This is a genomic window from Maridesulfovibrio spiralis (SeqCode), assembly GCF_048571135.1.
GTDB classification, from domain to species: domain Bacteria; phylum Desulfobacterota; class Desulfovibrionia; order Desulfovibrionales; family Desulfovibrionaceae; genus Maridesulfovibrio; species Maridesulfovibrio spiralis.
In genome coordinates this window covers 4,459,033-4,485,098 of the sequence record NZ_CP182344.1, presented here as the reverse complement: position 1 = coordinate 4,485,098, position 26,066 = coordinate 4,459,033, and the positions used below count along the sequence as shown (strand labels likewise).

The 26,066-nt window shown below is 48.6% G+C and carries 22 protein-coding genes; 3 read left to right on the top strand and 19 right to left on the bottom strand.

Annotated elements, in window-relative coordinates; all coding sequences use genetic code 11:
* Positions 1-18 precede the first annotated feature (18 nt).
* From ACNI29_RS20125 to ACNI29_RS20070, 12 genes are all read right to left on the bottom strand, one after another.
* A complete protein-coding gene (locus ACNI29_RS20125; RefSeq protein WP_419780156.1) occupies positions 19-429 on the bottom strand; it encodes a hypothetical protein in 411 nt (136 codons plus the stop codon).
* Positions 430-506: 77 nt separating this feature from the next.
* Positions 507-830, bottom strand: a complete 324-nt coding sequence (locus ACNI29_RS20120) for a hypothetical protein (RefSeq protein ID WP_419780155.1) — start codon at positions 828-830, stop codon at positions 507-509.
* 5 nt (positions 831-835) lie between these two features.
* Complete coding sequence (locus ACNI29_RS20115) at positions 836-1,534, bottom strand: flagellar basal body-associated FliL family protein (RefSeq protein ID WP_419780154.1); 699 nt, start codon at positions 1,532-1,534, stop codon at positions 836-838.
* A 101-nt stretch (positions 1,535-1,635) separates the two neighbouring features.
* Positions 1,636-2,019: a chemotaxis response regulator CheY gene (locus tag ACNI29_RS20110; RefSeq protein WP_015852469.1), complete on the bottom strand. Its 384-nt coding sequence runs from the start codon at positions 2,017-2,019 to the stop codon at positions 1,636-1,638.
* 10 nt (positions 2,020-2,029) lie between these two features.
* Entirely contained in the window at positions 2,030-2,821 is a 792-nt protein-coding gene (locus tag ACNI29_RS20105; protein ID WP_419780153.1) for a FliA/WhiG family RNA polymerase sigma factor, read from the bottom strand.
* A complete protein-coding gene (locus ACNI29_RS20100; RefSeq protein ID WP_419780152.1) occupies positions 2,763-3,590 on the bottom strand; it encodes a MinD/ParA family protein in 828 nt (275 codons plus the stop codon). The genes ACNI29_RS20105 and ACNI29_RS20100 overlap by 59 nt, the downstream gene beginning before the upstream one ends.
* Before the next feature lie 101 nt (positions 3,591-3,691).
* The gene (locus ACNI29_RS20095) at positions 3,692-4,780 is read right to left on the bottom strand and encodes a flagellar biosynthesis protein FlhF (protein WP_419780151.1); all 1,089 of its coding nucleotides are present in this window, start codon (positions 4,778-4,780) and stop codon (positions 3,692-3,694) included.
* A gap of 13 nt (positions 4,781-4,793) precedes the next feature.
* Positions 4,794-6,881: a flagellar biosynthesis protein FlhA gene (flhA, locus tag ACNI29_RS20090; protein WP_419780150.1), complete on the bottom strand. Its 2,088-nt coding sequence runs from the start codon at positions 6,879-6,881 to the stop codon at positions 4,794-4,796.
* Positions 6,882-6,950: 69 nt separating this feature from the next.
* Positions 6,951-8,012: a flagellar biosynthesis protein FlhB gene (gene flhB, locus ACNI29_RS20085; protein ID WP_419780149.1), complete on the bottom strand. Its 1,062-nt coding sequence runs from the start codon at positions 8,010-8,012 to the stop codon at positions 6,951-6,953.
* An 89-nt stretch (positions 8,013-8,101) separates the two neighbouring features.
* Complete coding sequence (fliR, locus tag ACNI29_RS20080) at positions 8,102-8,905, bottom strand: flagellar biosynthetic protein FliR (protein WP_419780148.1); 804 nt, start codon at positions 8,903-8,905, stop codon at positions 8,102-8,104.
* Between the two features lie 297 nt (positions 8,906-9,202).
* Positions 9,203-10,918 carry a bacteriohemerythrin gene (locus ACNI29_RS20075; protein ID WP_419780147.1) on the bottom strand — a complete coding sequence of 572 codons (1,716 nt, stop codon included), beginning with the start codon at positions 10,916-10,918 and terminating at the stop codon, positions 9,203-9,205.
* 163 nt (positions 10,919-11,081) lie between these two features.
* The gene (locus tag ACNI29_RS20070; protein WP_419780146.1) at positions 11,082-12,011 is read right to left on the bottom strand and encodes a LysR family transcriptional regulator; all 930 of its coding nucleotides are present in this window, start codon (positions 12,009-12,011) and stop codon (positions 11,082-11,084) included.
* Between the two features lie 153 nt (positions 12,012-12,164).
* Between ACNI29_RS20070 and ACNI29_RS20065 the strand changes: the two genes are divergently transcribed.
* Positions 12,165-12,602 carry a hypothetical protein gene (locus ACNI29_RS20065; protein WP_419780145.1) on the top strand — a complete coding sequence of 146 codons (438 nt, stop codon included), beginning with the start codon at positions 12,165-12,167 and terminating at the stop codon, positions 12,600-12,602.
* A 10-nt stretch (positions 12,603-12,612) separates the two neighbouring features.
* Here the strand turns inward: ACNI29_RS20065 and ACNI29_RS20060 are convergent, their stop codons facing one another.
* The 5 genes from ACNI29_RS20060 to ACNI29_RS20040 form a co-directional block, all read right to left on the bottom strand.
* Positions 12,613-13,338: a substrate-binding periplasmic protein gene (locus ACNI29_RS20060; RefSeq protein ID WP_419782125.1), complete on the bottom strand. Its 726-nt coding sequence runs from the start codon at positions 13,336-13,338 to the stop codon at positions 12,613-12,615.
* Between the two features lie 65 nt (positions 13,339-13,403).
* Positions 13,404-14,318: a phosphate acyltransferase gene (locus ACNI29_RS20055; protein WP_419780144.1), complete on the bottom strand. Its 915-nt coding sequence runs from the start codon at positions 14,316-14,318 to the stop codon at positions 13,404-13,406.
* Between the two features lie 61 nt (positions 14,319-14,379).
* Positions 14,380-14,859 carry an acetolactate synthase small subunit gene (ilvN, locus tag ACNI29_RS20050; protein ID WP_419780143.1) on the bottom strand — a complete coding sequence of 160 codons (480 nt, stop codon included), beginning with the start codon at positions 14,857-14,859 and terminating at the stop codon, positions 14,380-14,382.
* 97 nt (positions 14,860-14,956) lie between these two features.
* A complete protein-coding gene (locus tag ACNI29_RS20045; protein WP_419780142.1) occupies positions 14,957-18,085 on the bottom strand; it encodes an EAL domain-containing protein in 3,129 nt (1,042 codons plus the stop codon).
* A gap of 184 nt (positions 18,086-18,269) precedes the next feature.
* Entirely contained in the window at positions 18,270-19,976 is a 1,707-nt protein-coding gene (locus tag ACNI29_RS20040) for a Na+/H+ antiporter NhaC family protein (protein WP_419780141.1), read from the bottom strand.
* Between the two features lie 326 nt (positions 19,977-20,302).
* On the opposite strand from ACNI29_RS20040, the gene thiC reads away from it, so the two are divergent.
* Together thiC and trhA are read left to right on the top strand one after the other, a co-directional pair.
* Positions 20,303-21,568: a phosphomethylpyrimidine synthase ThiC gene (thiC, locus tag ACNI29_RS20035; RefSeq protein WP_419780140.1), complete on the top strand. Its 1,266-nt coding sequence runs from the start codon at positions 20,303-20,305 to the stop codon at positions 21,566-21,568.
* A 146-nt stretch (positions 21,569-21,714) separates the two neighbouring features.
* Positions 21,715-22,374: a PAQR family membrane homeostasis protein TrhA gene (trhA, locus tag ACNI29_RS20030; protein ID WP_419780139.1), complete on the top strand. Its 660-nt coding sequence runs from the start codon at positions 21,715-21,717 to the stop codon at positions 22,372-22,374.
* 222 nt (positions 22,375-22,596) lie between these two features.
* On the opposite strand, the gene thiL is transcribed toward trhA, so the two are convergent.
* Both thiL and ACNI29_RS20020 read right to left on the bottom strand, forming a co-directional pair.
* Positions 22,597-23,568, bottom strand: a complete 972-nt coding sequence (gene thiL / locus ACNI29_RS20025) for a thiamine-phosphate kinase (protein ID WP_419780138.1) — start codon at positions 23,566-23,568, stop codon at positions 22,597-22,599.
* A 260-nt stretch (positions 23,569-23,828) separates the two neighbouring features.
* Positions 23,829-25,943: an ATP-dependent helicase gene (locus ACNI29_RS20020; protein ID WP_419780137.1), complete on the bottom strand. Its 2,115-nt coding sequence runs from the start codon at positions 25,941-25,943 to the stop codon at positions 23,829-23,831.
* Positions 25,944-26,066: the final 123 nt, after the last annotated feature.

Sequence of the window (26,066 nt, the reverse complement as noted above, 5' to 3'; positions counted from 1 at the left end):
GAGGGCCGCCGGAGGCATTTAACTATGCTGATCAATAATTAATTCAACTTCTTCGATGGAAAGACCGGTAGCCTTGGCTAGACGGCTGACGGGCTTACCTTCTTTGTGTCCGGTCAGGATAATCTGGCGCAGGAACTGAGGAGAACGCGAAAATTCTTCGGCCTGCGCAAGGATTTTTTTCAGTTTCTTGGACTTGCGGTCAAGCATCATATCCAGTTGGGCCAACTCTTCCTGCCTTTCAGCAAAGGTATTCATCATTTCGTTTTCAAGCTGGGTGTTGAACTGGAGTTTTTTTACAAATTCTTCTTGTTTAGCCTGAAGTTGCGTAACCAGTTCTTCAGATTTGCGCAGCCTTAAAAAGAAAAATATCACAGCGACAAGCAATGCTATTTCGGTTACCGAGAAGAAAATGAGCAGGAATACAGTCATGATTATCTATGGTAGAGGTTTGTTGAATAAGTAATAGTCTGCCCTGTTTAACGACGAAGAGCAATAGGCTCCAAATATCAAATCTTTACATTGATGATATTGCCGGACCACGGGGATTTCTTAGGGGATTGATCTTCTTCCGGCTCTTCTTCTTGCTTCTTGCGCCTTCGCCGGGAGTGCTGCTGCCCGCCACCGGCGTTGTCCTCGTCCTTTACGGAAACGGAGGCTTCGTCCTTTTCGGTCTTTTGAATTTGCTTTTGGGCTTCCTTATTCTTTTCCTGCTCTTCCGGATTAATCATGAGTGTCTGCTGAAGTTGAGCCTTGGTAACTTCAGAATTGGAAATCTTCTGAACATTCGCCAGTTGCGAAATGATAAGGGGCATATCCACGGAACCGGGCATGATATTTACCTCACGAGATACTCCTCAAAAAGGATTTTCTCAAATTCGCCTGCTACTATGTATTGGTTGATAACCATGAGCAGGTCTTTTTTTAACTTCTCTACATTCTTCTCATCGGCTAAAAAGTGTAAATCTTTATTTTTGAGGTAGAGGTAGACCGCATCGCGCAGGATAAGAGTCTTGCGCCCGTACTCAGCAACAACCCTTTCGTCAGTTGTAGTCAGCGCGAAGCGGGCAATAAGAAATCTGGTATGATTATCCTTGTCTTTCTGTTCGATCCAGAAAGAGTCCATGCGCAGTAAAGTTACGCCCGGTTCTTCAGGGGGCGGGGGAGGGGCTTCTTCGGGAATTTTCATGGGGATTTCTTCCATGGTTTCCTCTACAGCCGTATCTTCCTTGGGGGGTGGGGTGGAATCAAAAAAGAAAAGTTTTACCAGAATGGCGGAGAGCAGAAGGATGATTACTCCGATTCCGATAAAAACGAAAAGTTTGGTCCTGGATTTTTTTTCGACAGGCGCTTCTTCCAGCGCCTCTAGCTCTTCCGGTTCTTCATCCGGAATATCATCCTCGTCATCCTCGTCCTCAAGGAAAGGAGCATCATCAAGGTCCAGTTCAACTTTTTGAGCTGCCTTGTTACTAGGAGGGGCTGAAGATTGAGTTTCCTCCCCGGATTCAGAATCATCATCAATTGCGAGGAAGATCATGCATGTATCCCGATAGGCAAGTTCTCAAACGGGAGATGAAACACTTCCGCTCGAAAATGGTCAGCGGACATGACGTTCCATGTCCGCTGACCAGAAATAATCTATTCAAAAATTTTATTGATTTTCTGGCCGAGTGTATCAGGTGTGAAAGGCTTAACGATGTAGTTGGAAACCTTAGCCTGAACAGCCTCAATGATGTTTTCCTGCTGTGCTTCAGCGGTAACCATCAGGAAGGGGATATCGGCGAATTCTTCACTGGCTCTTACTTTGCGCAGTAGTTCGATGCCGGTCATCTGGGGCATGTTCCAGTCAGAAACGATGAACTGAATGCTGTCGTCTTTGTTCAGGGTTTCCCATGCTGTTGTTCCGTCATCTGCTTCCACGATATTAGTGAAGCCGATCTGGCGGAGGATGTTTTTGATGATACGACGCATGGTTGCGAAGTCATCCACAACAAGAACTTTCATAGAGTAATCAATCGCCATTTATTTCTCCTTAAGGTTCCGTAGAATATTTATCGTGGAACATTTTTCTCAATTTTTTCAATGCCTGAGAATGAAGCTGGGACACCCTGCCCTCAGTGATTTCCATTACTTCGGAGGTCTCTTTCATGTTGAGTTCCTCCCCGTAGTACAGTGATAATACCAGTTTTTCTCTCGGCGTCAAATTATCAATCAGATCAGCCACCTTGTCCACTGTTTCCTGAAAAAGAGTGTTTTGGAATGGCTCATCGTCAAGTTGCGAGTCGCTGTTGCTGGGAATATTGTCGTTGAATGCGTCTAGATTTACGCACAGCTGGTTCTGGAGGGCTTCAAGGCCCTGCTGGACTTCTTTGGGTGTCAGTCCGGTTGCTTCTTCGATCTGGGCACTGGTCGGTTTCTCACCTGTTACGTGCTCAATCTCGCGGATGGCGTTTTCAATGGTCTTTACTTTCTGGCGCAGTCCGCGTGAAAACCAGTCCATGCGGCGCAGTTCATCAAGCATGGCTCCCTTGATGCGGTTTTCGGCATAGGTTTCAAACTTAATTTTCAATTCCGGTCGAAACTTGCCAAGGGATTCCACCAGTCCCAGACTTCCGGCACTGATAAGTTCTCCAAGCTCCACGTTCTGCGGGAGCTTGGATTTCATGCGGAGTGCAATAATACGGATTTTCGGTGAATAATGCCGTACTATCGCCTCTTGATCTGCGGGCGAAAAATCTTCCCAGTCAGTAGTCCCGGCTTCGAGATTAAGCCACGGACTGTTCTTGGAAGAGAAGTTTTTTCCAGAAGAACTTGATATTACCATCTAGCTCGGATGTCGCTTTCCATTTGGTTATTTTATTAGCAGCTGCAGCAATCTGGGTACAAGCCGGGCTTGAAGGAGCAATCTTGCACAGCGGTGTTTGTTGAATGACAGCCTTACGCATGTTCGGATCGCGGGGGATGACTCCCACCAGATCCAGGGATACTCCGCTCAGGAAGTGGTCGCATGCCATGTAAAGCTTTTTGAATACTTCCTTGGCTTCCTTTATGTCCGGGGCCATGTTTACCAGAACCTTGAATTGGTCGACTCCGTGATGCAGTTTCATGACCTTGATCAGGGCATAGGCATCGGTAAGTGAAGTCGGTTCCGGGGTCAGTACCAGAAGGCGCTGCTGTACGGCAAGGTTGAAGTAAAGAACGTTATCGTTGATACCTGCGCCGGTATCTACGATAAGGTAGTCGATCTCGTCTTCAAGATGGTCCATAGCTTCCAGCAGATCCAGCTTTTGTCCGGTAGAAAGGGATACCATGTCGCTCACGCCTGAAGAGGCCGGGAGGATGTCGAATCCATAATCTGTCTTGTGCAGCACTTCCCTGATTCCGGTTCCTTCATGGAAGAGGTGGAAGAGGTTGTACTTAGGAGCAATCCCAAGCAGAACGTCGACGTTAGCGAGGCCTAGGTCGGCGTCCAGCAACAATACTTTCTTGCCCATGCGGCTTAAGTTGTAGGCTAGGTTTACGGAAATGTTGGTCTTGCCTACGCCCCCTTTTCCGGAGGTTACTGAAAATACCATGGGAAGATTGGAATTCATTTGTATCACCCTGTTCTTATTTATCTATACTGTTTACGTTGCCAGCGTTTTTTATGCAACGAATATTGTGCCTGATTTATCTAATTTTTCAGGAAAAAAAGTTAAACTGCCTTGGCAAAGTCCACTTTTTCAATGGTGGGGAGCTGGTGCTTGAAGACCAGTCTCCAGAAATCTTTTTCACAGGCCGGTTTCATACTGTTTCGCAGTCCGGAACCATAGGAAAGCAGGGAAACCGGAAGTCCGCTTTCATAGGAGGTGTTAACCAGTGCGCCATAGTTGCAGGCTTCGTCGAGTTTGGTCCAGATAAGGCTTTTGACTTTGTCGGACTTAAATTTTTTCAGGAAAGCGGTGTACTGCGCTGAAGCGTAGTAGGGATTCAGGACCAGATGTACGGCCAGATCACAGGGGCCGCGCATGCCGCAAGCGGCCAGCCAGCCTTCCAGTTCGGCATTTCCGCCGAGTCCGGGCAGGTCGATGAAAACCCGGTCAAATTTTTGGCTTTCACCAACAAGTCTTGCAAAGTCTTCGCGGGTTGCCAGTTCTCTAAACTCCAGTCCGGAGAGGTCGGCGTAGTGGCGCAGGACGAGGCGTCCTTTACCCTGTCCCTGATCAGCCGAGGCAAGGCAGATGCGGGATGCGGGGTTTTCTTTTTTTTCTTTGAGGGCAAGGCGGATAATTGTAGAGGTCTTGCCTGCGCCGTGCGGACCGGCGAGGGCTTGGAATTTATGGGGCCAGTTATCGGGGGTAAGCGCGCGAACCGGGGCGATCTTCTCAAGTTCAGGCAGGATAGCCTTGGACTTGTCGCCGCGCAGCTGCTGGAAGAGGTCGAGGATAACCTTGTTTTCCACGCCTTCCCGCTCAAGGTATTCGAGGGCCAGACGCTGGCGGGGTGCGAGCAGATTCAGGTTCATCTGCGGCTTCAGGAGAGCCATCATATGGCCTTTGATCTGGTTCCATTCCTGACACCAGTCGGGGATGTTGTTCATTGCGTCATCAATGACTTCTTCCCTTGTCTCCTTAGCCGGTACAGGTTCTTCCTGACCGTCAACGCCGACCATGATCTCGTGGATCTTGCGTCCGTCTTCCTCAACTGACTTATTGCTGAGGATGACTGCGTTGTCGCCGAATTCCGCCTTAATGTCGGCGAAGACCGCTGCCGTGCTGTTGCCTCTGAATGTTTTTACCCGCATATTACCAACCTTTTTAGAACTCTACGGTACCCGCAGACATGATTCTTACACTCGCAGGAATCTCGGCCTGCGATATTACAGGTATTGTAGGCAAGAAGCGTACCATCAGTTGAGCCAAGTGGCTTCGCAGCTGAGGGGCGCATAAAAGGACAGGCTGACCGTCAGTATCCAGTACATTTTCTGCGGTAGTATTGATGCTTTGGATCAACTGCTGGGCGCTGCCGGGGTCGAGTGCCAGAAAACCGCCAGTCTCGGAGGAGCGAACTGCATCGTTGAGCTTGGCATCCACGGAGGGGCCGAAGGTCAGGATGGGCAGGCTGCCGTCGCTGGCGAGGTAAGGCTTGATGATGGTCCTGCTCATGTGGGAGCGGACGTACTCAGTAAGCTGGTTGGGGTCCTGAATGGAAGGACCGTAGTCAGCCAGAGCTTCAACGATGGTCAGCAGGTCACGTATGGATACGTTTTCGCGTACAAGGTTCTGGAGAACCTTCTGGACCGCGCCAAGAGAGAGGATGTTGGGAACGAGGTCTTCAACAGCCTTGGGAGCGCGTTTGGAAAGGTTATCTAGCAGATCCTGTGTTTCCTGCCTGCCGAGGAATTCACCGAGGTTGCGGCGGAATACTTCGGTAAGGTGTGTGGCGATAACAGTAGAGGGGTCAACCACAGTGTATCCTGCGAGCATTGCTTCTTCCTTCTGGGTGTCAGGAATCCAGACAGCGGGAAGGTTGAATGCAGGCTCGACGGTTTCGATACCTTTGATTCTGTGTTTGGCATCACCCGGATCCATGGCCAACTGGTGGTCGATAAGGATTTCAGCGGAAGCCACAGCATTACCTTTGATGAGCACGCGGTATTCGCCAGGCTTGAGCTGCAGGTTGTCACGCAGGTGCAGTGACGGAATAATGACACCCATATCCAGCGCATACTGGCGGCGGATGGAACGGATGCGTGAGAGAAGGTTGCCGCTCTGCTCTTCGTCTACCAGGGGAATAAGGCCGTAGCCAACTTCCAGTTCAAGAGAGTCGAGGGGCAGCAGGGCTTGTACTTCTTCGGGGCTGTCCAGTGAAGGCTGTTCGGCTTTTGCTTTCTGTGCCTTTGCTTCTGTTTTCTGTTCTTCAGCTTCAACGTCGCGGCCAAGCAGGGATACGCAGTAGATCAGTACTGCGAGGCAGAGGAAAGGAATGGTGGGCATGCCGGGGACAATACCGAACACAACAAGGATGATAGAAACAAGCTTGAGTGCCCGGGAGTGAAAAGTAAGCTGCCCGATGAATTCTTCGCCCATTTTCGCTTCGGCAGCTGCGCGGGAGACGATGATACCAGCGGAGGTGGAGATGATCAGTGAGGGGATTGTGGATACCAGACCGTCACCGATGGTCAGCAGGGTATATGTCTGGGCTGCGTCGGTCCAGGCCATGTTTTTCTGGAGTACACCGATCAGAATCCCGCCGATGATGTTGATGGCGGTAATGATCAGACCTGCGTTAACGTCTCCCTGTACGAATTTACCGGCACCGTCCATGGCGCCGTAGAAGTCTGCTTCGCGGCGGAGGTTTTCACGCTGCGAACGGGCTTCGTCTTCATCGATCAGTCCGGAGTTCAGGTCGGCTTCAATGGCCATCTGTTTACCGGGCATGGCGTCGAGTGTGAATCGTGCTGCGACTTCTGCGATACGGGTAGTACCCTGTACGATAACGGTTTTGTTCAGGATGAACAGGATCATAAAAATGACCATACCGATGATGTAGTTACCACCGACAACAAATTCACCGAAACTTTGAATAACACTACCGGCCGCCGATGTTCCTTCGTCACCATGCAAAAGAATAGCTCGGGTTGTGGCTACGTTCAAGGCCAGTCGGAGCAGGGTGGTTACCAGCAAAAGTGTTGGAAAAATTGAGAATTCAAGAGGGGACTGCATGAACATGGAGGTAATGAGAATTACCAGTCCCAGTGAGATACTCACTGTGAGCATGAAGTCGATAAACATGGTCGGCAGAGGGATGAGCATGACGAAGAGGATGATTACAACCCCGCCCGCGAGAAGGACATCTCCCTGCTTGGCAAATTTTTCGTAATTTATTGCTTTGGATTCGGCCATGATTTTGACACCCCTTTGAGGTCTTGTTTTGCTGTGGCATTCTTACCCCGGAGGAGGTGGTAAAGCCTATTATTTGCGGGTAAATTTATTAAGTTTAGCCAGTATCGCCGCAACGGCTTTGTATAGTTCTTCCGGAATGATGTCACCGATCTCAACCTGTTTATACAAGGCTTGTGCCAAAGGCTTGTTTTCACGGATAGGGACTTTGTTCTCCCGGGCAACTTCTTTGATGCGTTGTGCTACTTTATTCATTCCCTTGGCAACCACCAGCGGAGCCGGGGCAACCATTGGGTCATACTTCATGGCAACGGCGTAATGGGTCGGGTTGGTAATAACCACGTCGGCTTTAGGTACTTCCGCCATCATACGTTGTTGCAGCAGGGCCATCATTTTCTGTTTCTGTTGCTGCTTGATCTTCGGGTCACCTTCAGCCTGTTTGCGTTCGTCTTTGACCTCGTCCTTGCTCATTTTCATTTCTTCCTGATAATTCCAGCGCTGGTACCAGAGGTCAGCCAAGGCGAGAACGAGCATGGGCAGCATAGTGTAGGTGACCATCTTGTAGCCGATATTCAGCATGTAGAGAGCCAGCCCTTTGGCATCTGTATAGAAGAGCGGTAGGAAATTTCCCACTTCATTTTTGATAATTATATACGGTGCAATTCCGACGATGACCGCGAATAGGATACTTTTAAGCAGCCTGATTGCGGTTTTCATATCGAACATGATTCTTTTTATGCCTTTCAGCAGGTTGAACATCTTCGAGAATTTCGGCTTGAAAACCTTTGTGGTCCAAAGACTTCCTACCTGCAGGCGGAGAACTAGGAATGCAATGAAAGCGATAAACAGAAAAAGCGGCAGCAGGATGACCGCCAACTTTTGCGAGCACCATTGGAAAAGCTGGTACACAGACTGTTTGTCCATGTTCATGAAGATGCCTTTTGTAAAGAACCAATGGAAAATTTCGTAAAACTGTTCGTAATAGATATCCATGACAAAGCGCAGGCAGATAACCCCGGCAATAAGGGTCATGATTTTGCCCATTTCTTCACCTTTGGCGACGCTCCCGTCTTTACGCGCTTTTTTTATTCGTTTGGGCGTCGCCTGCTCAGTTTTACTGGGATCTTTAGCCATTCAGCTGCCTCCCTGTGCTTGAATCCGCTACGTTCATATTTGTAATCTTATTGTTTTTATATCGGGGTGTTGGAAAAATAAACACTACGTCAGTTGCCTACCGGCAGAGAGGGAGGGCTTCCGGCTTTAATGATACTTAGCATGTAGCCGGGAAGGTCGGCTACGAATTCGCCAACATGCAGAGAGAGTACGGTGAATACCATGCTGAGTACAAAGAATCCGGCCATAATTTTAAGCGGGAAACCGAGCATCAGCACGTTCATTTGCGGAGCCATTTTACTGATCAATGCGAGTCCGAGGTCGACAACAAAGATTGTTGCGATGATTGGTGAAGCTACTTTGATAGCCAGTACGAAAAGGTCTTTGGATATAGTCATGATCTGGCTGGTCAGGGTGGATGATATGAAGATTTGTCCCGGTGGTATGTACTTGAAGGTCTCCACCATGGCAGACATCAGGTAGAGGTGACCGTTGATGCTCAGGAAAACCAAAATGGCACACATGTAAAGGAAGTGGGCGGTTACAGCTTCGTTGGTTCCGGTCAGCGGGTCAAGGACGTTTACCATGGAGAAACCCATCTGCACTCCGATGAGGTTACCACCGGTCTGAACGGCGGCAAACATGACATGCACGGAAATACCCAGAACCAGACCTAGAACTAATTCTCCCAGTATCATCAGGGCAATGTTGTAAGGGCTTGCAGGCATGAGGCTTCCATCGAAGGATACGTGGGAGTATATGCCCAGTGTCAAAACAATGGTCAGTGCTGCTTTAACAGGGTTTGGGATAGATTTTCCACCGAAAAAAGGCATCAAAAACAGCACGATACTTACCCTGAACAGGGTAAGGTAAAAACTCATCAGGTCGCTGGGATTGAAATTAAAAAAAGTCATGCTGTCCTCGTTTAAGATGGGTCTGCAAAATCAGGACCCATTCTTTAGAGTCTGTTATCATCAAGAGAGAAAGAGGGCAAAGGCTGGCAAGGGTTGAATATTTTTTTGTCAACTTCAATACGCATCGGTTGTATCTCAGGACAAACTCCGAAAAGCGAAAATGATTTCCTTGGGCTTTAAAACGCGAACGCCGAACCAAATACACGAACAAGGCTGTGGGGGATATCCCCACAGCCTTGTAGTGAAACAATTAACCGTAAATCCATTTCAGGACGGCTCACAGTGCGTATCTGGTTCCTAGTGGTAGCCGTTCTTATGCATGAAGTCGGTGTATTTGGCATCGACAACCATTATGTGCTTGATGAGCCAGTCTTTGAGGAAGCGGATCAGTTCGGTGGAAGCTGTAAGTTTACCGCCGTCAAGATCGTTTTTGAAGTCTGCAATCTTTTGAATAAAAATACCGTGCAGTTTCTTGTGTTCTTTGGTTTCAGGGTAACCATGCTTGTCGAAGATTTTTTCTTCGTAACCGAAGTGGTACTTGGTGTATTCAAGAAGGTCGTTGGTGAAATCAGCGATTACGTCGATGGACTTACGCTGTCTCATAGCAGCGTACAACTCGTTGATTAGATCAAGGAGTTTCATGTGGTGCTCATCAATGGTTCTTACATTGACGGAGAGGTCATCGGACCATTCAACTATTTTACCGGAGCTGGTATCGACGAGACGACCGGTTGAAATTCCCTGAACGATTGAATCCAGCTCTTCGACGACACTTGCGATTTCGTTCAGTGCGTGGGCAGATGCGGACATGCCGTCGGAAGTATCCTGAGCAACGCGGGCAACATCGCTGATAGCCATGTTGATTTCTTCTGATGCTGCAGATTGTTCTTCAGATGCTGCGGCAATGGACTCAACCTGAGTGTTGGTCTCATCAACAATACCGACGATGGCTTCCATGAGTTCACCGGATTTAGCGGCGGATTCTGTGGAGTTTACAATGTCTTCAGCTGCAGATTCAACAGCGGCGATGTTCTCGCGGGCATTGTCCTGAATTTTGGATACTGCTTCGCCGACACCTTTGGTTGCGTCCATGGTCTTTTCAGCAAGCTTGCGGACTTCATCGGCAACAACAGCGAAACCGCGACCGGCTTCCCCGGCTCTTGCCGCTTCAATTGCAGCGTTAAGGGCCAGCAGGTTTGTCTGGTCGGCAATATCGGTGATCACGGTCATGATCTGGCCGATATTGTCAGCCTGTTCGCCGAGGGTTGCCATTGTCTCTTTAAGATTGAGGATAGTATCCTTAATCTGCTCAAAAGACTGTATAGCTTCGGATACTCCCTGTGCCCCGTGGACGGCGTTATCTTTGGACTGCGCAGAGCTGTTTGCGGCCAGACCGGCATTCTGGGCAACTTCAAGAACGGTGCTGTTCATTTCTTCCATTGCTGTGGCAGTCTCGGTCACGCGGTCTCTTTGCAGTTCCATTCCAGCACTGACCTGATTAACCTGTGCGCTGAGTTCTTCAATCCCGGCGAAAAGTTTACCGGAAATTCCACCTGCGTTGGCAGCAGAGTTACTGATTGCTTCAAGAGCCTGTTTTTGTTCGCCTACTTCTTTGCGAGCATTTTCAATTTCCGTCTTGGCAGATTCAACACGGCGGTGGAGCTCTGCAGATTCTTCCTGTGCTTTGGCGCAGGCTTCGGCAAGGCTTTGGACTGCCTCACCTGATTTTTTAACCGCAGCCAGAAAATCATCATCCAAATCTGCTGGAACAGATGCTTTTGCTTTGCCTTTGGTCAAATCAACCAGATAGTTGCTGAGGATTTCCAGTTGTCCGCTTAAACCGGAATTAAGTGAAATGAAAGCCAGAACAGTCGCGGCTAGAGCAACGCATATATAAATTATCTGTAACGTAGAAAATCCGGCTTCTGGAGAAAAAGCGGCTGTGACGACCGAGGCGACGGCCATCAGGAAAAGTATTATGATTGATAGAGTTAGTTTCAGTTTAGCGGGCATGTTCTCTCCTTTTGCGGAAAATTCTGTAATCCGGTTTATTTATACTTTCTTTTTTAAGTAAAAAAAGCACGTTGCGCAAGCAAGTTTCGGCGAAATACATGTCTACACAAAATATTATAACATATTATCAGCAGAGATGTTAATTTTATGTGTTGATTGTCTTTTATAGACCAAGGGCCGGAAGTGTTGCTGCCACATTCCGGATCAACGTTCGCATCCATTTTTGCGCCGGATCGTCGTCGTTTACCGAATGCCAATGCTGAAAGACTTCAAAATCTGTATTTTTCAGTGGCATCCTGACAATCCGCAATCTTCCTTTGTCTGCATAAATTTCAGCCAGCCGTTGCGCGATACTGCCGACAAGGTCAGAATTCTCTACAAGTGAAGGAATTACTGTCTCCTGCTGCAGCACAATCTTTATCTTTCTTTGCACACCCTTGCGATAAAGGTAATCTTCCAGAAATCCCAATCCCGTTTCAGAAAGTGAAAGCGCGGCAAACTCACTATTGGCCATTTCGGCCTCGTTCATTACCTTTCCTTTTATGGGGTGACCGTTTCTGACCACGCAGACTTCCCGGTCTTCAAATAATTTTTCCTTCAGCACACCTCCCCCATAATCACGAGGACAACCGAGGAAAATATCAAGCTTACCGTTCTGCAGCATTTCTATTCTCTGCTCATAAGTCGTTTGTATGATGCGGATTGATATGTCAGGAGCCTTGGTTTCGAGTTCATGCAAAATTCCTGGCAGGAGCAGTTTGCACAGGTAGTCACTCAATCCAAGGCTGAAAACACGCTTCGATGAGTCGGGCTGAAATTCGCCGCTGTCAGCAATGGAGTGTATTATTTGTTTCAGGCTGGGAGAAATATTGGCTTGGATTTTTTTGCAGAGCGGGGTTGGTTCCATAATATTGCCCTGACGGACGAAGAGACGGTCATTGAAATGGTGGCGCAGTTTTGAAAGGGCGTGGCTTACTGCGGATTGGGTCATGAACAGTTTTTTCCCGGCCTGTGTCAGGTTTTTCTCGGAAAAAATAGTGTCCAGTATGATCAGCAGATTCAGATCAAGATTGGCAGGATTAGTTTTGCTCATACAGATAATGAATAACTTTCAGTGGTAAATGTTAATATGCGGGGCTAGTTATCTCTTCAAATGTGAAATTTAAAGCTGAACCTGTCTCACGTGCAGCTCTTATTTATTTTTTGATTTATTAATTTTTACTACTTCATTAATGGGGAAAATGAAATGTTCGCACTTTACGGTTCCATCGCAGTCGTTGTGGCTTCGTCTGTGATTTATCACCTTGCCCAGAAAAGTATTTCCGGCAGCGGTTCAATTTTTGGTTCACTGGCCTTCGCTTACGCTATTGCCATGGTTTTCAGCCTGGCCGGAATGTTTCTCCAGACTGGAAAAATTGAAGTTACCGAAATAGTTAATTTTAGAAATTGGCCGGTATTGCTGCTGGGGTTGGCGGTTTTCGGTATTGAGATCGGGGTATTGCTTACCTACAAGGCCGGGGCAAATGTGAATACGCTGCCTATTCTGGTAAACGGGGTGGTCATGGCCTGCCTTATACCGCTTGGCGCACTGATTTACCGGGAACACATCTCTCTTGGCTCGGTTATGGGGATTTTGCTGATAGGTTCAGGCGTTTGGCTGCTTTGCAATTCTTCCCACGTTTAGATGCCTTGGTCTATTTGCAGGGGGAAATCAATTCCGGAAGTATCCCAATACTGCGCATGACTTCCTCGCATTCATCAGATGTTTTGAATTTAATAAGATGTTTGGAGAATTTTCGGCTTATTTTCCCGTTTCCGGGATTGTTCGTGAAACCGATGTAGAGCGGACTGACATGTATTTTTCCGCGGCACTTTACAATTTGTCCAAGCATGTCCATTTCCTTCAGTACATGAAGGCCGACAGTACGATACCCGGCTACCAGATCGATCCGTCCGGCTTTCAGTTTAAGGAAATTCTGACGCAGATTGGCTACTTCTTCTTTGCGGAAAAGATTGCTTTTGTCGAATTCATTTCCGTACGTGTAGCCTTTGATTATTCCGATATTTTTGCCTGCCAGGGATGGGATACCGTCAAATACGAACGGATCATCCGCACGTTTGAAAATGACGGTATAGACATTCATGAGCGGCTCTTCGGGAAAGATCATCCAGCGCTGTCTTTCTTGTGTCCTGCGCAATCCGAAGACTCCGTCCACCTTGCCTGATTCAGCCATAAGTAAGGCCCGTTTCCATGGTACAAATTTAATTTTGAACCTGGTGTTCATACTGCTGAATATTATTTTGGCAAGTTCGTATTGCATACCCTGCGGCTTCCCATTTTTTTCATAGTAGAAGGGCGGGAATGGGTCCGTCGCAAAAGTCAGGGTTTTCGCAAAGGCGCAAGGGCTTGTAAGCAACATAGCTGCAAGAAAACAAGTGATCATTATTTTCATGTCCCGGCGCCTCATAGCATTTCTGCAATAACTTATAGCCCTGCCAGATAGCAGGCCAGAGCTATGGAATGGAATTTAGAACTATCAGAATCCCCACGTGATGAAACTACAATAGGTACATCGCTGCCTATAACTACACTGGCCATCGTTTTTCCAGCGATGGTGGTTAGGGCCTTATAAAGAATATTCCCGCTTTCAATCTCAGGGGTCAGCAGTATGTCTGCATCCCCGGCGACCGGATTATCAATACCTTTGCAGCTGGCCGCTGCTTCGGAAATAGCAAGGTCAAGGGCCAGCGGTCCGGCCACTTCTGCATCTCCGAAGGCGTCTTCAGCACCCATCTTAGCGAGGATGTCTGCATCAAGTGTGGCGGGCATGGCCGGGTAATTAACTTTCTCTGTAGCAGCAAGTATCGCCGCCTTAGGCCTTGCTATGCCGAGTTTGCGGGCCACATCAATAGCATTGCGCAGGATGTCCGCTTTACGCTGCAGATTCGGCTTGATGTTAACACCGGCGTCGGTCAGCAGGATCAGTTTCTTTTTGGATGATGCCTCAAAGATGCTGACGTGGCTGATGATACCTTTTGGCGGAACACCGGTTTGTTTGTTGAGAATTGCTTTGAGCACTACACTGGTACTGACCAGTCCTTTCATAATAAGATCCGCTTTGCCTTCCCTGAAGAAGGTTACAGCTATAGCTACTGCTTCGGCGTCATCGTTTTCTTCATGGAATTCAAAGCCGTCTATGTTCAGGCCGTGCTGCTCGGCGACGGCAAGTGATTTCTGGCGGTTACCGATAAAAATGGGTTCGGCAATGCCTTCTGCATGAGCAGTTAGGGCAGAGCGGATAACGAATTCTTCAGCGCAGGGAGCAATGGCCACCCGCGCAGGGCTGCCTTGGTTACGGACTGCTGAAATGATTTCATCTAATGCTGTGATGGTCGTCATGTGCATACCTTTATCAGGTCTGGGAGTTCAGTATAGTTCTTTAAGATTCCGTAACTATGTACTATTCATCACCGCGCTTAAGGGCGATCATGCCTGTACGGCAGAGGCTTTTGATTCCGAATGGCTGCAGGATTTTGATCAGGCCTTCAACACGTTCCTGATCGCCGCTGAGTTCAACAGTGATGGTCTTCTGGCCCATGCCGACAACATCTGCGCGGAAGACTTCGAAAATCTGCATGATCTGGGACATGGTGTCTTTATTTACTTCAACTTTGATCAGCACAAGCTCACGGTCTACAAATTCTTTTCGGGCAAGGTCATCCAGTTGGATAACGAAATCCATTGCCTTAAGCTGCTCTGTGACTTTGCTGATTTCTTCCCTGCTGCCTTCAGCGCAGATAACCATGCGGGAGACATCCATATTTTCTGTTTCGCCGCAGGAAATGGAAGTGATGTTGATTTTATTGTCTTGGAAAGCTGCTGAAGATTCAGCCAGAACCCCGGTCTTATTTTTAACCAGTGCAGATATTGTGTGTTTCACTATGTTCTCCTGAAATGAAAGTTCTTTCAAAAGATATACACGTAAAACAGTTTGCAAACAAGCAGCGATAATGGAAGAGCAGGGAATAGAAGGATAATTATATGCTTGTCAGCCCGGGCGGGCAGAATCCCTCAGAACGCATTTTAACGAGTCTTTCAGCATCTTCCATGGTCTGGGGTTTATCAAAGTAAAAGCCCTGAACGTAGTCACAGCCGATGTCTTTCAGCAGAATCAGCTGCTGGCGAGTTTCAACTCCTTCAGCAATAACATCCATACTCAGGCTGTGTCCGAGGGCATTAACCGCACGGACAATCTCAAGAGATTCGTGGTCTCCGGCCATATGGCTGACAAAGGAACGGTCGATTTTAACCGTGGAGGCCGGGAATCGTTGCAGCTGGGCCAGAGATGAATACCCGGTTCCGAAATCATCAACGGCAAGTCTGATGCCCATTTCCCCGATTTTTTTCAGGTTCAGGGAAGATGCCGCATTTCGTTCCATGATTGCGGATTCGGTTATCTCCAGTTTCAGGCTGTCGGGTGAGATTCTGGTTTCGTGGACAACTTCCTGAATGGCGTCGGCCAGATCAGGTTTGGAAAGCTGACTTGGCGAAAGGTTTACGGTCAGGAAAAGGTCATCAATATTAGGAAAATTTCTGCTCCAGGCGGCCATGGCCCGGCAGGCTTCAAAAAGTATTACCCGGTCCAGCTCAACAATCAGCCCGGTTTCTTCAGCAACGGGAATAATCTGGTCCGGGGTCAGGAATCCGCGTTCAGGATGGTTCCAGCGCACCAGAGCTTCAAATCCTGCCAGATTGCGATTTTGCATGCTGTAAACCGGCTGAAAGTAAGGGAAGAATTCCTTTTCAGGAATACCCTGCCGGATTTCGGTCTCTATGAGCAGGCTTTGCAGTGCCTTTTCGTGCATTGATTTGTTGAAGACTTTGAACTTGTTAACGCCCTGTTCTTTGGCCTTGTACATGCTGATGTCAGCGTCACGTACAATATGTTCCGGATGGTCATAGCTTGAGGTCTTGAACACAATTCCGATACTGGAACTGATAACTACCTCGCGGGATGAAATATTCACCGGTTTGCGGATTTTGTTACGGATATCGCGGATTATCCGGATAACCTGCTGCGGTGTAGAAAAATCATCGATCAGCACAGCAAATTCGTCGCCGCCCATTCTGGCTACGGTATCCACCGGTCGCAAACAGTGTTTGATTCTTTTGCCCACCTTGACGAGCAGTTCATCCCCGGCCTGATGCCCAAGGCTGTCATTGATGCGCTTGAACATGTCGATATCCAGCATGAGCACTGCAAAAGTGCGTTCAGGCATTTTGCGTGAAAGGTCAAGTGTTTCTTCCAGTCGTTCAAGAAAGAAGGTCCGGTTGGGTAATCCGGTCAGGGAATCGTGTAAGGATTGGTAGGAAAGTCTGCGTTCGTATTCCTTGCGTTGCGAAATATCATCGTAGATTATGAACGTTCCCGATATCTCGTCATTATAAATAAAAGGGTAGCCTAGAATTGAAACAGGAATCAATCTGCCGTTCTTGTGCCTGCGCATATCCTCGGTGCGAAATGTATTACCGCTGAGAATTTTTTTCAGGTTGGCTTTGATTGCCCCCGTGTTGGAGGGTGAAAGGTTGTCGCAGCAGGGCGACATTTCTTCCGTGGAGTATCCGAAAAGTTTACTGAAAGCCCGGTTGGTATCAACAACATTTCCTTTGGAGTCAGTCAATGCGATTGCTTGTGGTGAGCTTTCAAAAAGCTGCATGAACCGGGATTTGTGCCGGAAAATTTTGCGTTCGGCCACGATTTCAAGGGTAGAGTCGAAAGCTGTGCCTGTATAGAGAACAGGAGTTCCATGTTTATCGTAAGACGTACGGGCGTTGATGGTAACCCATTTTTCGTTGCCGTCACGGTGGTTGACCCGTAAAAGCATGCCATTCACAGCACCATCGGTCAGCAATCTTTTTAAAAATTGTTGTCGGCTTATACGGTCAAAGATGAATTTTGAAGCGCGGTCGTTGGCTTTCAGCATTTCGTCAACATTATCATAGCCCATTATTGAAGCCAGCGCAGGGTTGGCGACTGTAAGCTGCCCGGTAGTTGAAATCTGAAAAATGGCCATGGTGGCGTTTTCAAAAATTGAACGGAATTTCTTTTCGCTCTCAAGTAGTGCGTTTTCTGTCTGTCGGCGCAGCAGTGCCGCCGCTACCTGCTCAGATATGGCTACCATCAGGTCTATGTCTTGTGATGTGTAAATTCCGGTCTGCTTGTATGACTGGATGGCCATAACCCCGGTCGTTTTTCCGGCAAAGCGTAAAGGTACGCCCAGCCATGATTTAGCCGGAGAACCAATGTGGTTTATGTTGTTGTCCTTTTTGAAATCTTCTTCATTCAGCAGCATGGGATGTCCGGCTTTGATTACTTCCACGCTGAGGCTTTTCCCGGGAATTACCGGGACAATTTCGTTTGGAGCGATGTAGTCTTTTTCGTCAGCGTAGTAAGGAAAAGAAAGGGTCCCATCTGTTTCATCAAAGAGGGAAACATAGAAATTTTCTGCATCAATAAACGGTTTCAGGCTTTCGTGGACCTGCTGAAGAAAAATAGGGGTGTCCGCTGCAGTATTGAGGGCAGATGAAATTTTGAACAGAATATCGTTGATATTTTCGATTTGTTTCCTTGCTGATATATCGCGAAGGGATTCAACCGCTCCAATGGGATTTCCGTCGGTGTCGAGAATAGGGGCGGATTGGACCCAGAGGTTGGTGCTTTTGCGGTTGCCGAGGTTTTGAATACAGATTTCCGCAGCCAGTGCTTTGCCTCGGCGGCTGATAGCTTCATATTCGATTTCCCCGACATCTTCACAACCGTTAACAAGGTCAATCAATCCGGGAGTTCTCTTGCCGTGGACAATCTTGATATGTTCGTAATTTCTTTTTCCGATAACATCGCAGGCATTTACGCCGGTGAGCTTTTCCAGCGCAGGGTTCCACGCAATGACAACCCCTTTGCGGTCAATGATAAAAGCGGGATCAGGAATGAATTGTAGGATGGAGACTGAAGGGGAATCGGCAACGAGGGTGGAAGCATCAATGCCGGAATAGGTGTTTTCCACCAATTTGATGAACTTGTTCAGCTCATTGGATAGCTCTTCGGATACTTCAGTAATCTTACTTCCGATGGTTTGATTCAATTGTTTTTCCAGCAATTCGTGCATTGTAGGTAGGGGATACTTTATTAATTGTTTAGATGCAAGGTATGGTGTCTTAATTTATGAAATATCGTTATTTCTTTAGATTGTAGACATATTTCTGGTTAATGAAACTAAAAAAATCCCTCTCTCCGGTTTTATCCGGTGAGAGGGATTTCATTTTAATCTGCTTTGTTAAGTGCTGCTTTAGTTAGTTGGCAACAGGCTTACCAACGAATCTTACCAGCGCGAGGATGGCAAGGACTCCGATGGGCAGTACCATCAGAACGGGCATTCCCAGACCTGCGGGGATGTATCCGAAGAAGATGGAAATCAATGCTACCGGAACTGCGTAGAAGAGCTGGGTTCTGGTGTGGTCGATATGGTCACAGGCGGAACCCATTGAGGACAGGATTGTGGTGTCCGAAATGGGGGAGCAGTGGTCACCGAAGATTGCTCCGGTAAGAACCGCACCGATGTTCAGGATTACGTAGCCCTGTTCGGGAACCAGTGCGAATGCCAGCGGGATGCACAGCGGCATAAGGATACCCATGGTTCCGTAGGAAGTTCCTGTTGCAAAAGAGATGATGGAACCCATCACGAAAATGATGGAGGGCAGCAGGAAGGGCGGGATGGTGTCGGAAAGCACACTTACGAGGTACGCGGCGGTTCCGAGTTCCTTAATTATACCGGAAAGAGACCATGCCAGCAGCAGGATAACTGCGGTGATGTTCAGGGATTTAACACCCTGTACCCAGGTGGAGATTGCTTCGTCTACAGAAAGGATGCGTTTACCGATGGCGATGGCCAGAGCCACAACACCGGCGACGAGAGCAGCCTGAAAGAGAACAACGGAAGCATCGGAAGCACCGAAGGCTTCACGGATAGCAACAAAGCTCATTGGAGCGTCTTCGAAAATCTGTTTAAGCGCAGCATCGTCACCACCCATGATTCCATTGTAACCGTTGAAGTAGAAGCCGAGGAAGGCTGCAACAATCAGGGTTCCGATAGGGATGATGGCGTACCAGATGCTGGGGGTGATATCTGCAGCAGGTTCCAGTTCGGTTGCTTCGTCTGCGACCATGGGTTTGGCGTTATCGTCCAGAACTTTACCGGTAGTACGGGCGCGCTGCTCAGCTTTGTACATGGGACCGAATTCACGCATGAACCAGATGGTGGCGAGAATGAAGACCAGAATGAGAATGTTGTAGAAGCGGTAGGGGATGGTTTCCACGAATACGCCGTATGCGTTCATGGTATAACCGATGCCCTGAAGGCCGTCACGGATCAGACCGACTTCGTATGCAACCCATGTGGAGATCAGTGCGATACCGGCGATAGGTGCTGCGGTAGCATCAATAACGAAAGCCAGCTTTTCGCGGGAAACTTTCATTTTATCAGTTACCGGACGCATGATCGGACCGACGGTCAGAGAGTTTGCGTAATCATCAAAGAAGATGAACAGGCCGAGTACCCAGGTTACAAACTGGGAGCTTCTGGGACTTTTGGCTTTTTTAGCAAGAGCATCCGCGATTGCTTTTGCTCCGCCCATTTTAGAAACAAGAGCGATAAGACCGCCGATGGCGAGGCACTGCAGGACGATACCGGCGTTCCATGAATCAGCAAGTGATCCGAGGATTTCGTTGGAAAGACGCAGAAAACCGCCAACAAAGCCGTTGTAGATGTCAAATCCCTTGGCTTCCAGCATGAAAGCACCGGAAAAAACACCGATGAAAAGTGAAAGAACAACGTTCTTGGTAATGAAAGCAAGAACAATGGCCACCAGAGGCGGAATCAGTGTGAATAGACCGAAAACCTTGGCGTTTACCGGGCCGAGGCTGGAGTCAGCCGCGAATGCGGGCTGGCACAGCAGTGTAAATAGCACTGTAAGTAAAAACAGTCCTCTCCAATTGCGCATGTAAATTTCCCCCTTGAAATATAAGTGTCGCAAAAAAAATATGTTCTGCCATGTACTAGAAAATTTATGTTAATGCAAATTTCATTTTGTATCTGTTTAATTTTCCATGATAAAATTCTGAAATGATAGACTTTAACCGTAGGTAATTAGATCGGAGGGTAATGCTGTCGGGGACTGGAAATCTTCGGGAAGTCACGCTCTTATTTGATTTCGGGGTAAAAAGTTCCATTGTACCCCGTAACGATTTGGGGTATGGACTTGCCTGTACAGACACCATTGATAATACGTAAAATGCACAATCCTAAATAAAGTAATAAGGAAATCAGATGTTTTCAAAAAATAAAGCTCTCAAAAGCATATTTGATTCCAGCATTGATGAACTTTGCAAGAGCGAAGGTCTCTCTAAAGAGACAATTATTCAGGGCATTGAAGACGGGACCATGGTTCTGCTCGGGAACCCCAACCATAAGAATGTTACTCCCACCCTTATCGGACAGCCCGCAAAGGTAAAAGTAAACGCTAACATCGGTACTTCTCCGTTTAAGAATGACCGTGAAAAGGAAATGAAGAAGCTTGATGCTGCATGGAAAGCTGGCGCACACGCCGTTATGGATCTTTCCACTGCTGGTGATCTTGACGGAATCAGGACCGATATGCTGAACAGCTGCCCCCTGCCTCTGGGTACTGTACCCATCTACGCTATGGCGCAGCAGTATGTTGCACGTGATGAAGATCCTGCAGGTTTCTCCATCGACGAACTTTTTGCAGAAGTAGAAAAGGAAGCTGAACAGGGTGTTGATTTCATGACCCTGCACTGCGGTCTGACCCGTCAGGGAGCCGAGTGGGCAACCGGCGGTGACCGTCTGATGGGCATCGTTTCCCGTGGCGGCTCCATCCTCACTCGCTGGATGCGTGACCATGATCAGGAAAACCCCCTGCTCACAAACTACGATCGTCTGCTTGAAATATGCCTCAAGCACAACGTGACCCTGAGCCTTGGCGACGGTCTGCGTCCCGGTGCTGGTGAAGATGCTGGCGATGCTGCACAGTGGGAAGAAGTTCTCTGGCTCGGCAAGCTTGCAAAACGCGCCCACGAATTCGGCGTACAGGCAATGATCGAAGGCCCCGGCCACGTGCCCATGCATCTGGTTGAAACCCAGATCCGCGGCATCAAGGCTGCTACCTACAATGCACCTCTCTACGTACTCGGACCTCTGGTCACAGATTCCGCTCCCGGTTATGACCATATTGCCGGTGCAATCGGTGGTGCTATCGCAGTTCAGAACGGTGTAGACTTCCTCTGTTACCTGACTCCTGCGGAGCACTTGACTCTGCCCGAAATCGACGACGTATGGAACGGTGTTAAAGCATCTCTTGTTGCAGCACAGGCCGGTGAAGTTTCCCTTGGCCGTAAAGATGCTGTAGAGCGTGACCGTGCTATCTCTCAGGCACGTATGGAACTTGATTGGGACCGCATTGCCAGTCTGGCAATTGACCCCGCTCTGGCCTGCGCACGCAGAAAAGATCACAAAGACGAAAAAGAATGCGCAATGTGCGGAAAATTCTGCGCAGTTCGCATGCTTTCCGAATAATCCCGATTAGAAATTAACGAGCCGCTCTGTACATTCTATAGATGATAATGGCCCGTAACACCGCTGGTGTTACGGGCTTTTTTTGTGTACTATTTTCAAAACAACTTAAACGATCGTTTAAATTTGTGATCCTTGGAGGAGTGGCAATGTTTCAATATGTTCGGGACCCCATGAGCGGGTTGACCCATTTTATCGGTTTCTGTCTTGCCATTGCCGGGCTGGTTATGCTGCTGGTCGCTTCGGTTAATCCCACCAGCGTTATGCATGTGGTTACCTTCTCAGTCTTCGGCGGGGGGATGATTCTGCTTTATCTGGCCAGCACGCTCTACCATTGGCTGCCGCTTTCAAAACGCGGCATCATGTGGTTGCGCAAGCTTGACCATTCCATGATCTATATTTATATCGCCGCAACTTACACACCCATCTGCCTCGTTGGTTTGAAGGGGACGTGGGGCTGGTCGCTTTTCGGTGCAATATGGGGAATGGCTGTTGCCGGGATAATAACCAAAATGCTTTGGCTGAACGCGCCGCGCTGGCTTTCCACGGGCTTTTATCTCGCCATGGGCTGGCTGGTTATCGTCGGGGCATACCCTTTGATTCATGCTTTGCAGACCGGGGCGCTGCTCTGGCTGTTGGCTGGCGGGATTATGTATTCGATCGGTGCAGTAATTTATGCCCTGAAGCGGCCTGATCCGTGGCCGGAATTCTTCGGGTTCCACGAAATTTTCCACGTGTTCGTCATGGCCGGAAGCTTCTGCCATTTCTGGGTCATGTATGAATATATTACTGAGCTGGGCTGGGGTTGATTTGATGCGCTATCGCGCTTTTAAGGATGAAAAGAGTATGCCTCCGGCGGCGCTTTCAGCGGGACCACCGTTGCTCTCAATATCCGTAAGACTCGAGCAAAAAGCTCTCGCCTAACGGCTATAGGTGAGAACCCTTTTGGAAAAGGTTTCTCTGGACTCTCCTAAAACTTTTATTAGGCTTCGCAACGTTAATTTTAAGAATTCCGTATTAGTCAAGAGTGGCTAGCCCGAAAAGTGGTCAAATCCCCCGGATGTGTATTCCCTGCCGTTCAGTGTTATTCTGTTGTCTGCGGTGATGGTTCCTATTTTATGGAGGCCGGGGATAGATTCGGCCAGCTCCGCAAATCCGTCTGCTGATGCAGCCCCGAACAGCGCGTAGTCTTCGCCGCCTTGGAAGGCGTGTTCCGCTGCGGAAATTGATTTTGATTCAGCGTAGCGGAGAATTTCTTCATGCAGCAGCTCTTCGGGCAGTGAAATTTCAGCACCCACATTCCCTTCACAATTTCCCAAAAAGCGGGGCAGGTCACGGGCAAGGCCGTCCGATAGATCCATCAGCCCTTTCACGTCCGGTGACACGGCCAGCTTGATACCGGCGGCAACCCGCATCGGCGGACGCAGGTGCGCTTGAGTGGATTGCGGATAATTCTTGAGCGCGTAAGTTGCGTTTTCTTCAAGGCTCAATAGTCCGGTCCGGGCCATGCCGGCAGGGCCGTGCAGAAATAAAACATCACCAGATTCGGCATTCCCACGCGAAAGGAAACGGCCCCCTGCGCTTTCGCCCCAGACTGTGACAGAAATTCCCAAATATTGGCCACCGGAAAGATCTCCGCCAGCCAGCATAACACCGTGCTGCTCTGCAAGTGCGGACATGGATGCGAAAAAAGGTTCCCAGAATTCACTTTCCAGACTGGGCGGGACAATTAAACCCAGCGCAAACCCGCAGGGCTGTCCACCCATGGCTGCGATGTCACTGATATTGACCGCCAGAGATTTGTAGCCGATGTCCGCCGGGGAAAAGTAAGACCTCCTGAAATGTACATCTTCCAGAAACAGATCTTTACTGATGCAAAGGTCAGTTTCAGCTCGCAGAACGGAACAATCATCTCCGCGTCCAAGCGTTACATGACCGTTTTCGGATGGGAAATATTTGTCGATCAGAGTTAGGAAATCCTGTTCGGAATTTAATTTTGTCATATATGCCTCTGGCGGCCCTTTCGGGAAACCCTGCCGGGGGCCTCAAACCCTTTTGGGAAAAGGGTTTAAGAATCCCAAAACTTTTTATCAGGGTTTCGCCGTAGTTAAATTTAGTATTATGTTTATTTCTTATTGGACCCAACTAACGCGTTTTGGGAAGGGGGAGAGGAGTCCAGAGGAGAGGGGGAAACACTTTTTGGCGTTAGCAAAAGGGTTTCCCCCTCTCCTCTGGTCCCCGAAGGGCCGCCGGAGGCAATAAACTATAACATTTCCACAAAATCTTCGACAATGACTTTGGGGCCGAATCCGGGGAAGTTGATACGCAGTTTGTTAGGCTCGATGCGTTCGATTATTTTGCCCCTCCCGAATATCTTGTGCTTGCAATGTCCCATTTTCATGGGTGCAGGCTTTTTGCTTGCCGTTACCGAAGGCGAGGCATAAGCGGGCTGAACCGGGGTGTTCTTCTTAACATTCATGCCGCCGGAATAAGACTCCTGCAATTCTTCGAAAAGCTCGGTATCCAGTTCGCGCAGAAACGGGCTGGGCACTGCAGGTTCGGAGAAATCGGTGTTCTTGCGGTTGATGGAAGCCGGAGCACACATGATCAGTTCTTTTCGTGCGCGGGTGCAGGCCACGTAGAGCAGTCTGCGTTCTTCTTCATATTCCTGCGGTTTTTGCATGGATTTACGGGAAGGAAACCGGTCTTCCACAAGATCAATGATGATAACCGCATTCCACTCCAGACCTTTAGCAGAATGGATGGTGGAAAGGGTGACCACATCTTCCTTTTTCTCTTCCTCGTTGTGCTGATCAGGATCAAGACAGAGGTCGGTCAGGAAAAATTCCAGATCGTCATAGTTTGATGCAATCTGGCTGAGCTGCTCGATTCCGGCCTCGCGGCGCGGGTAGTCGTCCGGGTACTGAGCCACCAGCAGCGGCCTGTACAGCGGTACGATTACTTCAAGGCATGTTGCGGGTGATGACTTCTGCCTACGGAGTCCGTCTAGATCGCGCAGGATATCCTTGAGCAGTTCATATTTCTTGGTGAACTTGCCCAGCGATTTCTGATCTGCTGAAATGACCGAGTTGGCGATTTTGGTTGCGGTCTTGGGTCCAACTCCCTTGATGTGCCCAAGGGTACGCTGCCATGCTATTATATCCGCCGGGTTGCTGACCAACCGCATGAAGGCCAGTACGTCTTTGATATGCGCGGCTTCGTTAAATTTCAATCCGCCGTACTTTTTGAAGCCGACACCCAGACGTTTAAGGGCAACTTCCAGCCCGTAACTCTGGTATCCGGCCCGGAAAAGAACTGCTACTTCCTCAGGACCATGTTTTTTCTGTAATTCAATGATTCGGTCCAGCACACGGTTGGACTGGCTGAAATCACTGAGCGGGACCATGAGTTGCGGTTTGCTGCCCCATGTCTGTTCGGTGAAAAGTTTTTTGTCGAACTTGATTTCCGCACCATCAAGAATGGCGTTGGTCAGGTCGAGGATGGGCTGGGTGGAGCGGTAGTTCTGCTCCAGACGAACAATTTTTACATCCTCAAAAATATCCGGGAATTTCAGAATGTTGGTAACGTCAGCTCCGCGAAAAGAGTAAATGGACTGGGCATCATCACCAACTGCCATGACATTTCCGTTTTTTCCGGCCAGAAGACCGACAATACGGGCCTGTACAAGGTTGGTATCCTGATATTCATCGACCATGATGTACTGGTAGCGCGATCGCAGGGAATTGCGCAGAAATTTGTCGTTCTGAAGCAGTTCTTCAAGGTAGAAGAGCAGGTCGTCGTAATCCATCAGCCCGTGTTGTTTTTTATAGACAGCGTAGCCCTTGGCAATTTCTTCCATTTCGGAAGCGTAGGTCGCTAGATGGAATGCTTCTGAATTGACCAGTGTATCAATGGAAACTTCTTTGTTTCGCGACTTACTGATCATATCCAGCAGGGTGGATTTTTTAGGATAGGAGCGGTCGCCTTTACCGAATTTCAGCCCGTCTTTAACTTCTTTAACCGCGCCTTCGCTGTCAGCTCGGTCCATAAGTGTGATGCCGTTGGGATAGCCTATTTCGGCAGCGTTCTGGCGCAATACGGAATAAGCAAAAGAGTGGAATGTTCCGCCCTGTGTGCCGTGCAGCGGGCGTCCAAGAATCAGTTCCGTACGTTGCAGCATCTCATGCGCAGCTTTACGGGTGAAGGTCATCAGCAGGATGGATTCCGGGGGAATTCCCTGTTCCACCAGCCAGGCCAAGCGGTAAACAATTGTACGGGTCTTGCCACTGCCCGCACCCGCAATTACCAGTACCGGTCCCTGCGGATGAGTTGCTGCTTCATACTGCGCAGGATTTAATTCTTTTTTGAAATCTATCATATATATGTGCCTCCGCGGCCCTTCGGGGACCAGAGGAGAGGGGAAAACCCTTTTGCTACCGCCAAAAAGTGTTTTCCCCTCTCCTCTGGACTCCGCACCCCTTTCCCAAAACGCGTTAGTTGG

Coding starts and splice junctions, on each gene's coding strand:
- fliR (WP_419780148.1), bottom strand. CDS start 8,905: ATGACTTTTTTTAATTTCAATCCCAGCGACCTGATGAGTTTTTACCTT.
- ACNI29_RS20100 (WP_419780152.1), bottom strand. CDS start 3,590: ATGAATTCCAATCTTCCCATGGTATTTTCAGTAACCTCCGGAAAAGGG.
- ACNI29_RS20095 (WP_419780151.1), bottom strand. CDS start 4,780: ATGCGGGTAAAAACATTCAGAGGCAACAGCACGGCAGCGGTCTTCGCC.
- thiL (WP_419780138.1), bottom strand. CDS start 23,568: ATGACAAAATTAAATTCCGAACAGGATTTCCTAACTCTGATCGACAAA.
- flhB (WP_419780149.1), bottom strand. CDS start 8,012: ATGGCTAAAGATCCCAGTAAAACTGAGCAGGCGACGCCCAAACGAATA.
- ACNI29_RS20105 (WP_419780153.1), bottom strand. CDS start 2,821: ATGGTAATATCAAGTTCTTCTGGAAAAAACTTCTCTTCCAAGAACAGT.
- ACNI29_RS20065 (WP_419780145.1), top strand. CDS start 12,165: ATGTTCGCACTTTACGGTTCCATCGCAGTCGTTGTGGCTTCGTCTGTG.
- ACNI29_RS20040 (WP_419780141.1), bottom strand. CDS start 19,976: ATGCGCAATTGGAGAGGACTGTTTTTACTTACAGTGCTATTTACACTG.
- ACNI29_RS20120 (WP_419780155.1), bottom strand. CDS start 830: ATGCCCGGTTCCGTGGATATGCCCCTTATCATTTCGCAACTGGCGAAT.
- ACNI29_RS20045 (WP_419780142.1), bottom strand. CDS start 18,085: ATGCACGAATTGCTGGAAAAACAATTGAATCAAACCATCGGAAGTAAG.
- ACNI29_RS20115 (WP_419780154.1), bottom strand. CDS start 1,534: ATGATCTTCCTCGCAATTGATGATGATTCTGAATCCGGGGAGGAAACT.
- ACNI29_RS20055 (WP_419780144.1), bottom strand. CDS start 14,318: ATGACGACCATCACAGCATTAGATGAAATCATTTCAGCAGTCCGTAAC.
- ACNI29_RS20075 (WP_419780147.1), bottom strand. CDS start 10,918: ATGCCCGCTAAACTGAAACTAACTCTATCAATCATAATACTTTTCCTG.
- trhA (WP_419780139.1), top strand. CDS start 21,715: ATGTTTCAATATGTTCGGGACCCCATGAGCGGGTTGACCCATTTTATC.
- ACNI29_RS20110 (WP_015852469.1), bottom strand. CDS start 2,019: ATGGCGATTGATTACTCTATGAAAGTTCTTGTTGTGGATGACTTCGCA.
- ACNI29_RS20020 (WP_419780137.1), bottom strand. CDS start 25,943: ATGATAGATTTCAAAAAAGAATTAAATCCTGCGCAGTATGAAGCAGCA.
- ACNI29_RS20125 (WP_419780156.1), bottom strand. CDS start 429: ATGACTGTATTCCTGCTCATTTTCTTCTCGGTAACCGAAATAGCATTG.
- ACNI29_RS20070 (WP_419780146.1), bottom strand. CDS start 12,011: ATGAGCAAAACTAATCCTGCCAATCTTGATCTGAATCTGCTGATCATA.
- thiC (WP_419780140.1), top strand. CDS start 20,303: ATGTTTTCAAAAAATAAAGCTCTCAAAAGCATATTTGATTCCAGCATT.
- ACNI29_RS20060 (WP_419782125.1), bottom strand. CDS start 13,338: ATGTTGCTTACAAGCCCTTGCGCCTTTGCGAAAACCCTGACTTTTGCG.
- flhA (WP_419780150.1), bottom strand. CDS start 6,881: ATGGCCGAATCCAAAGCAATAAATTACGAAAAATTTGCCAAGCAGGGA.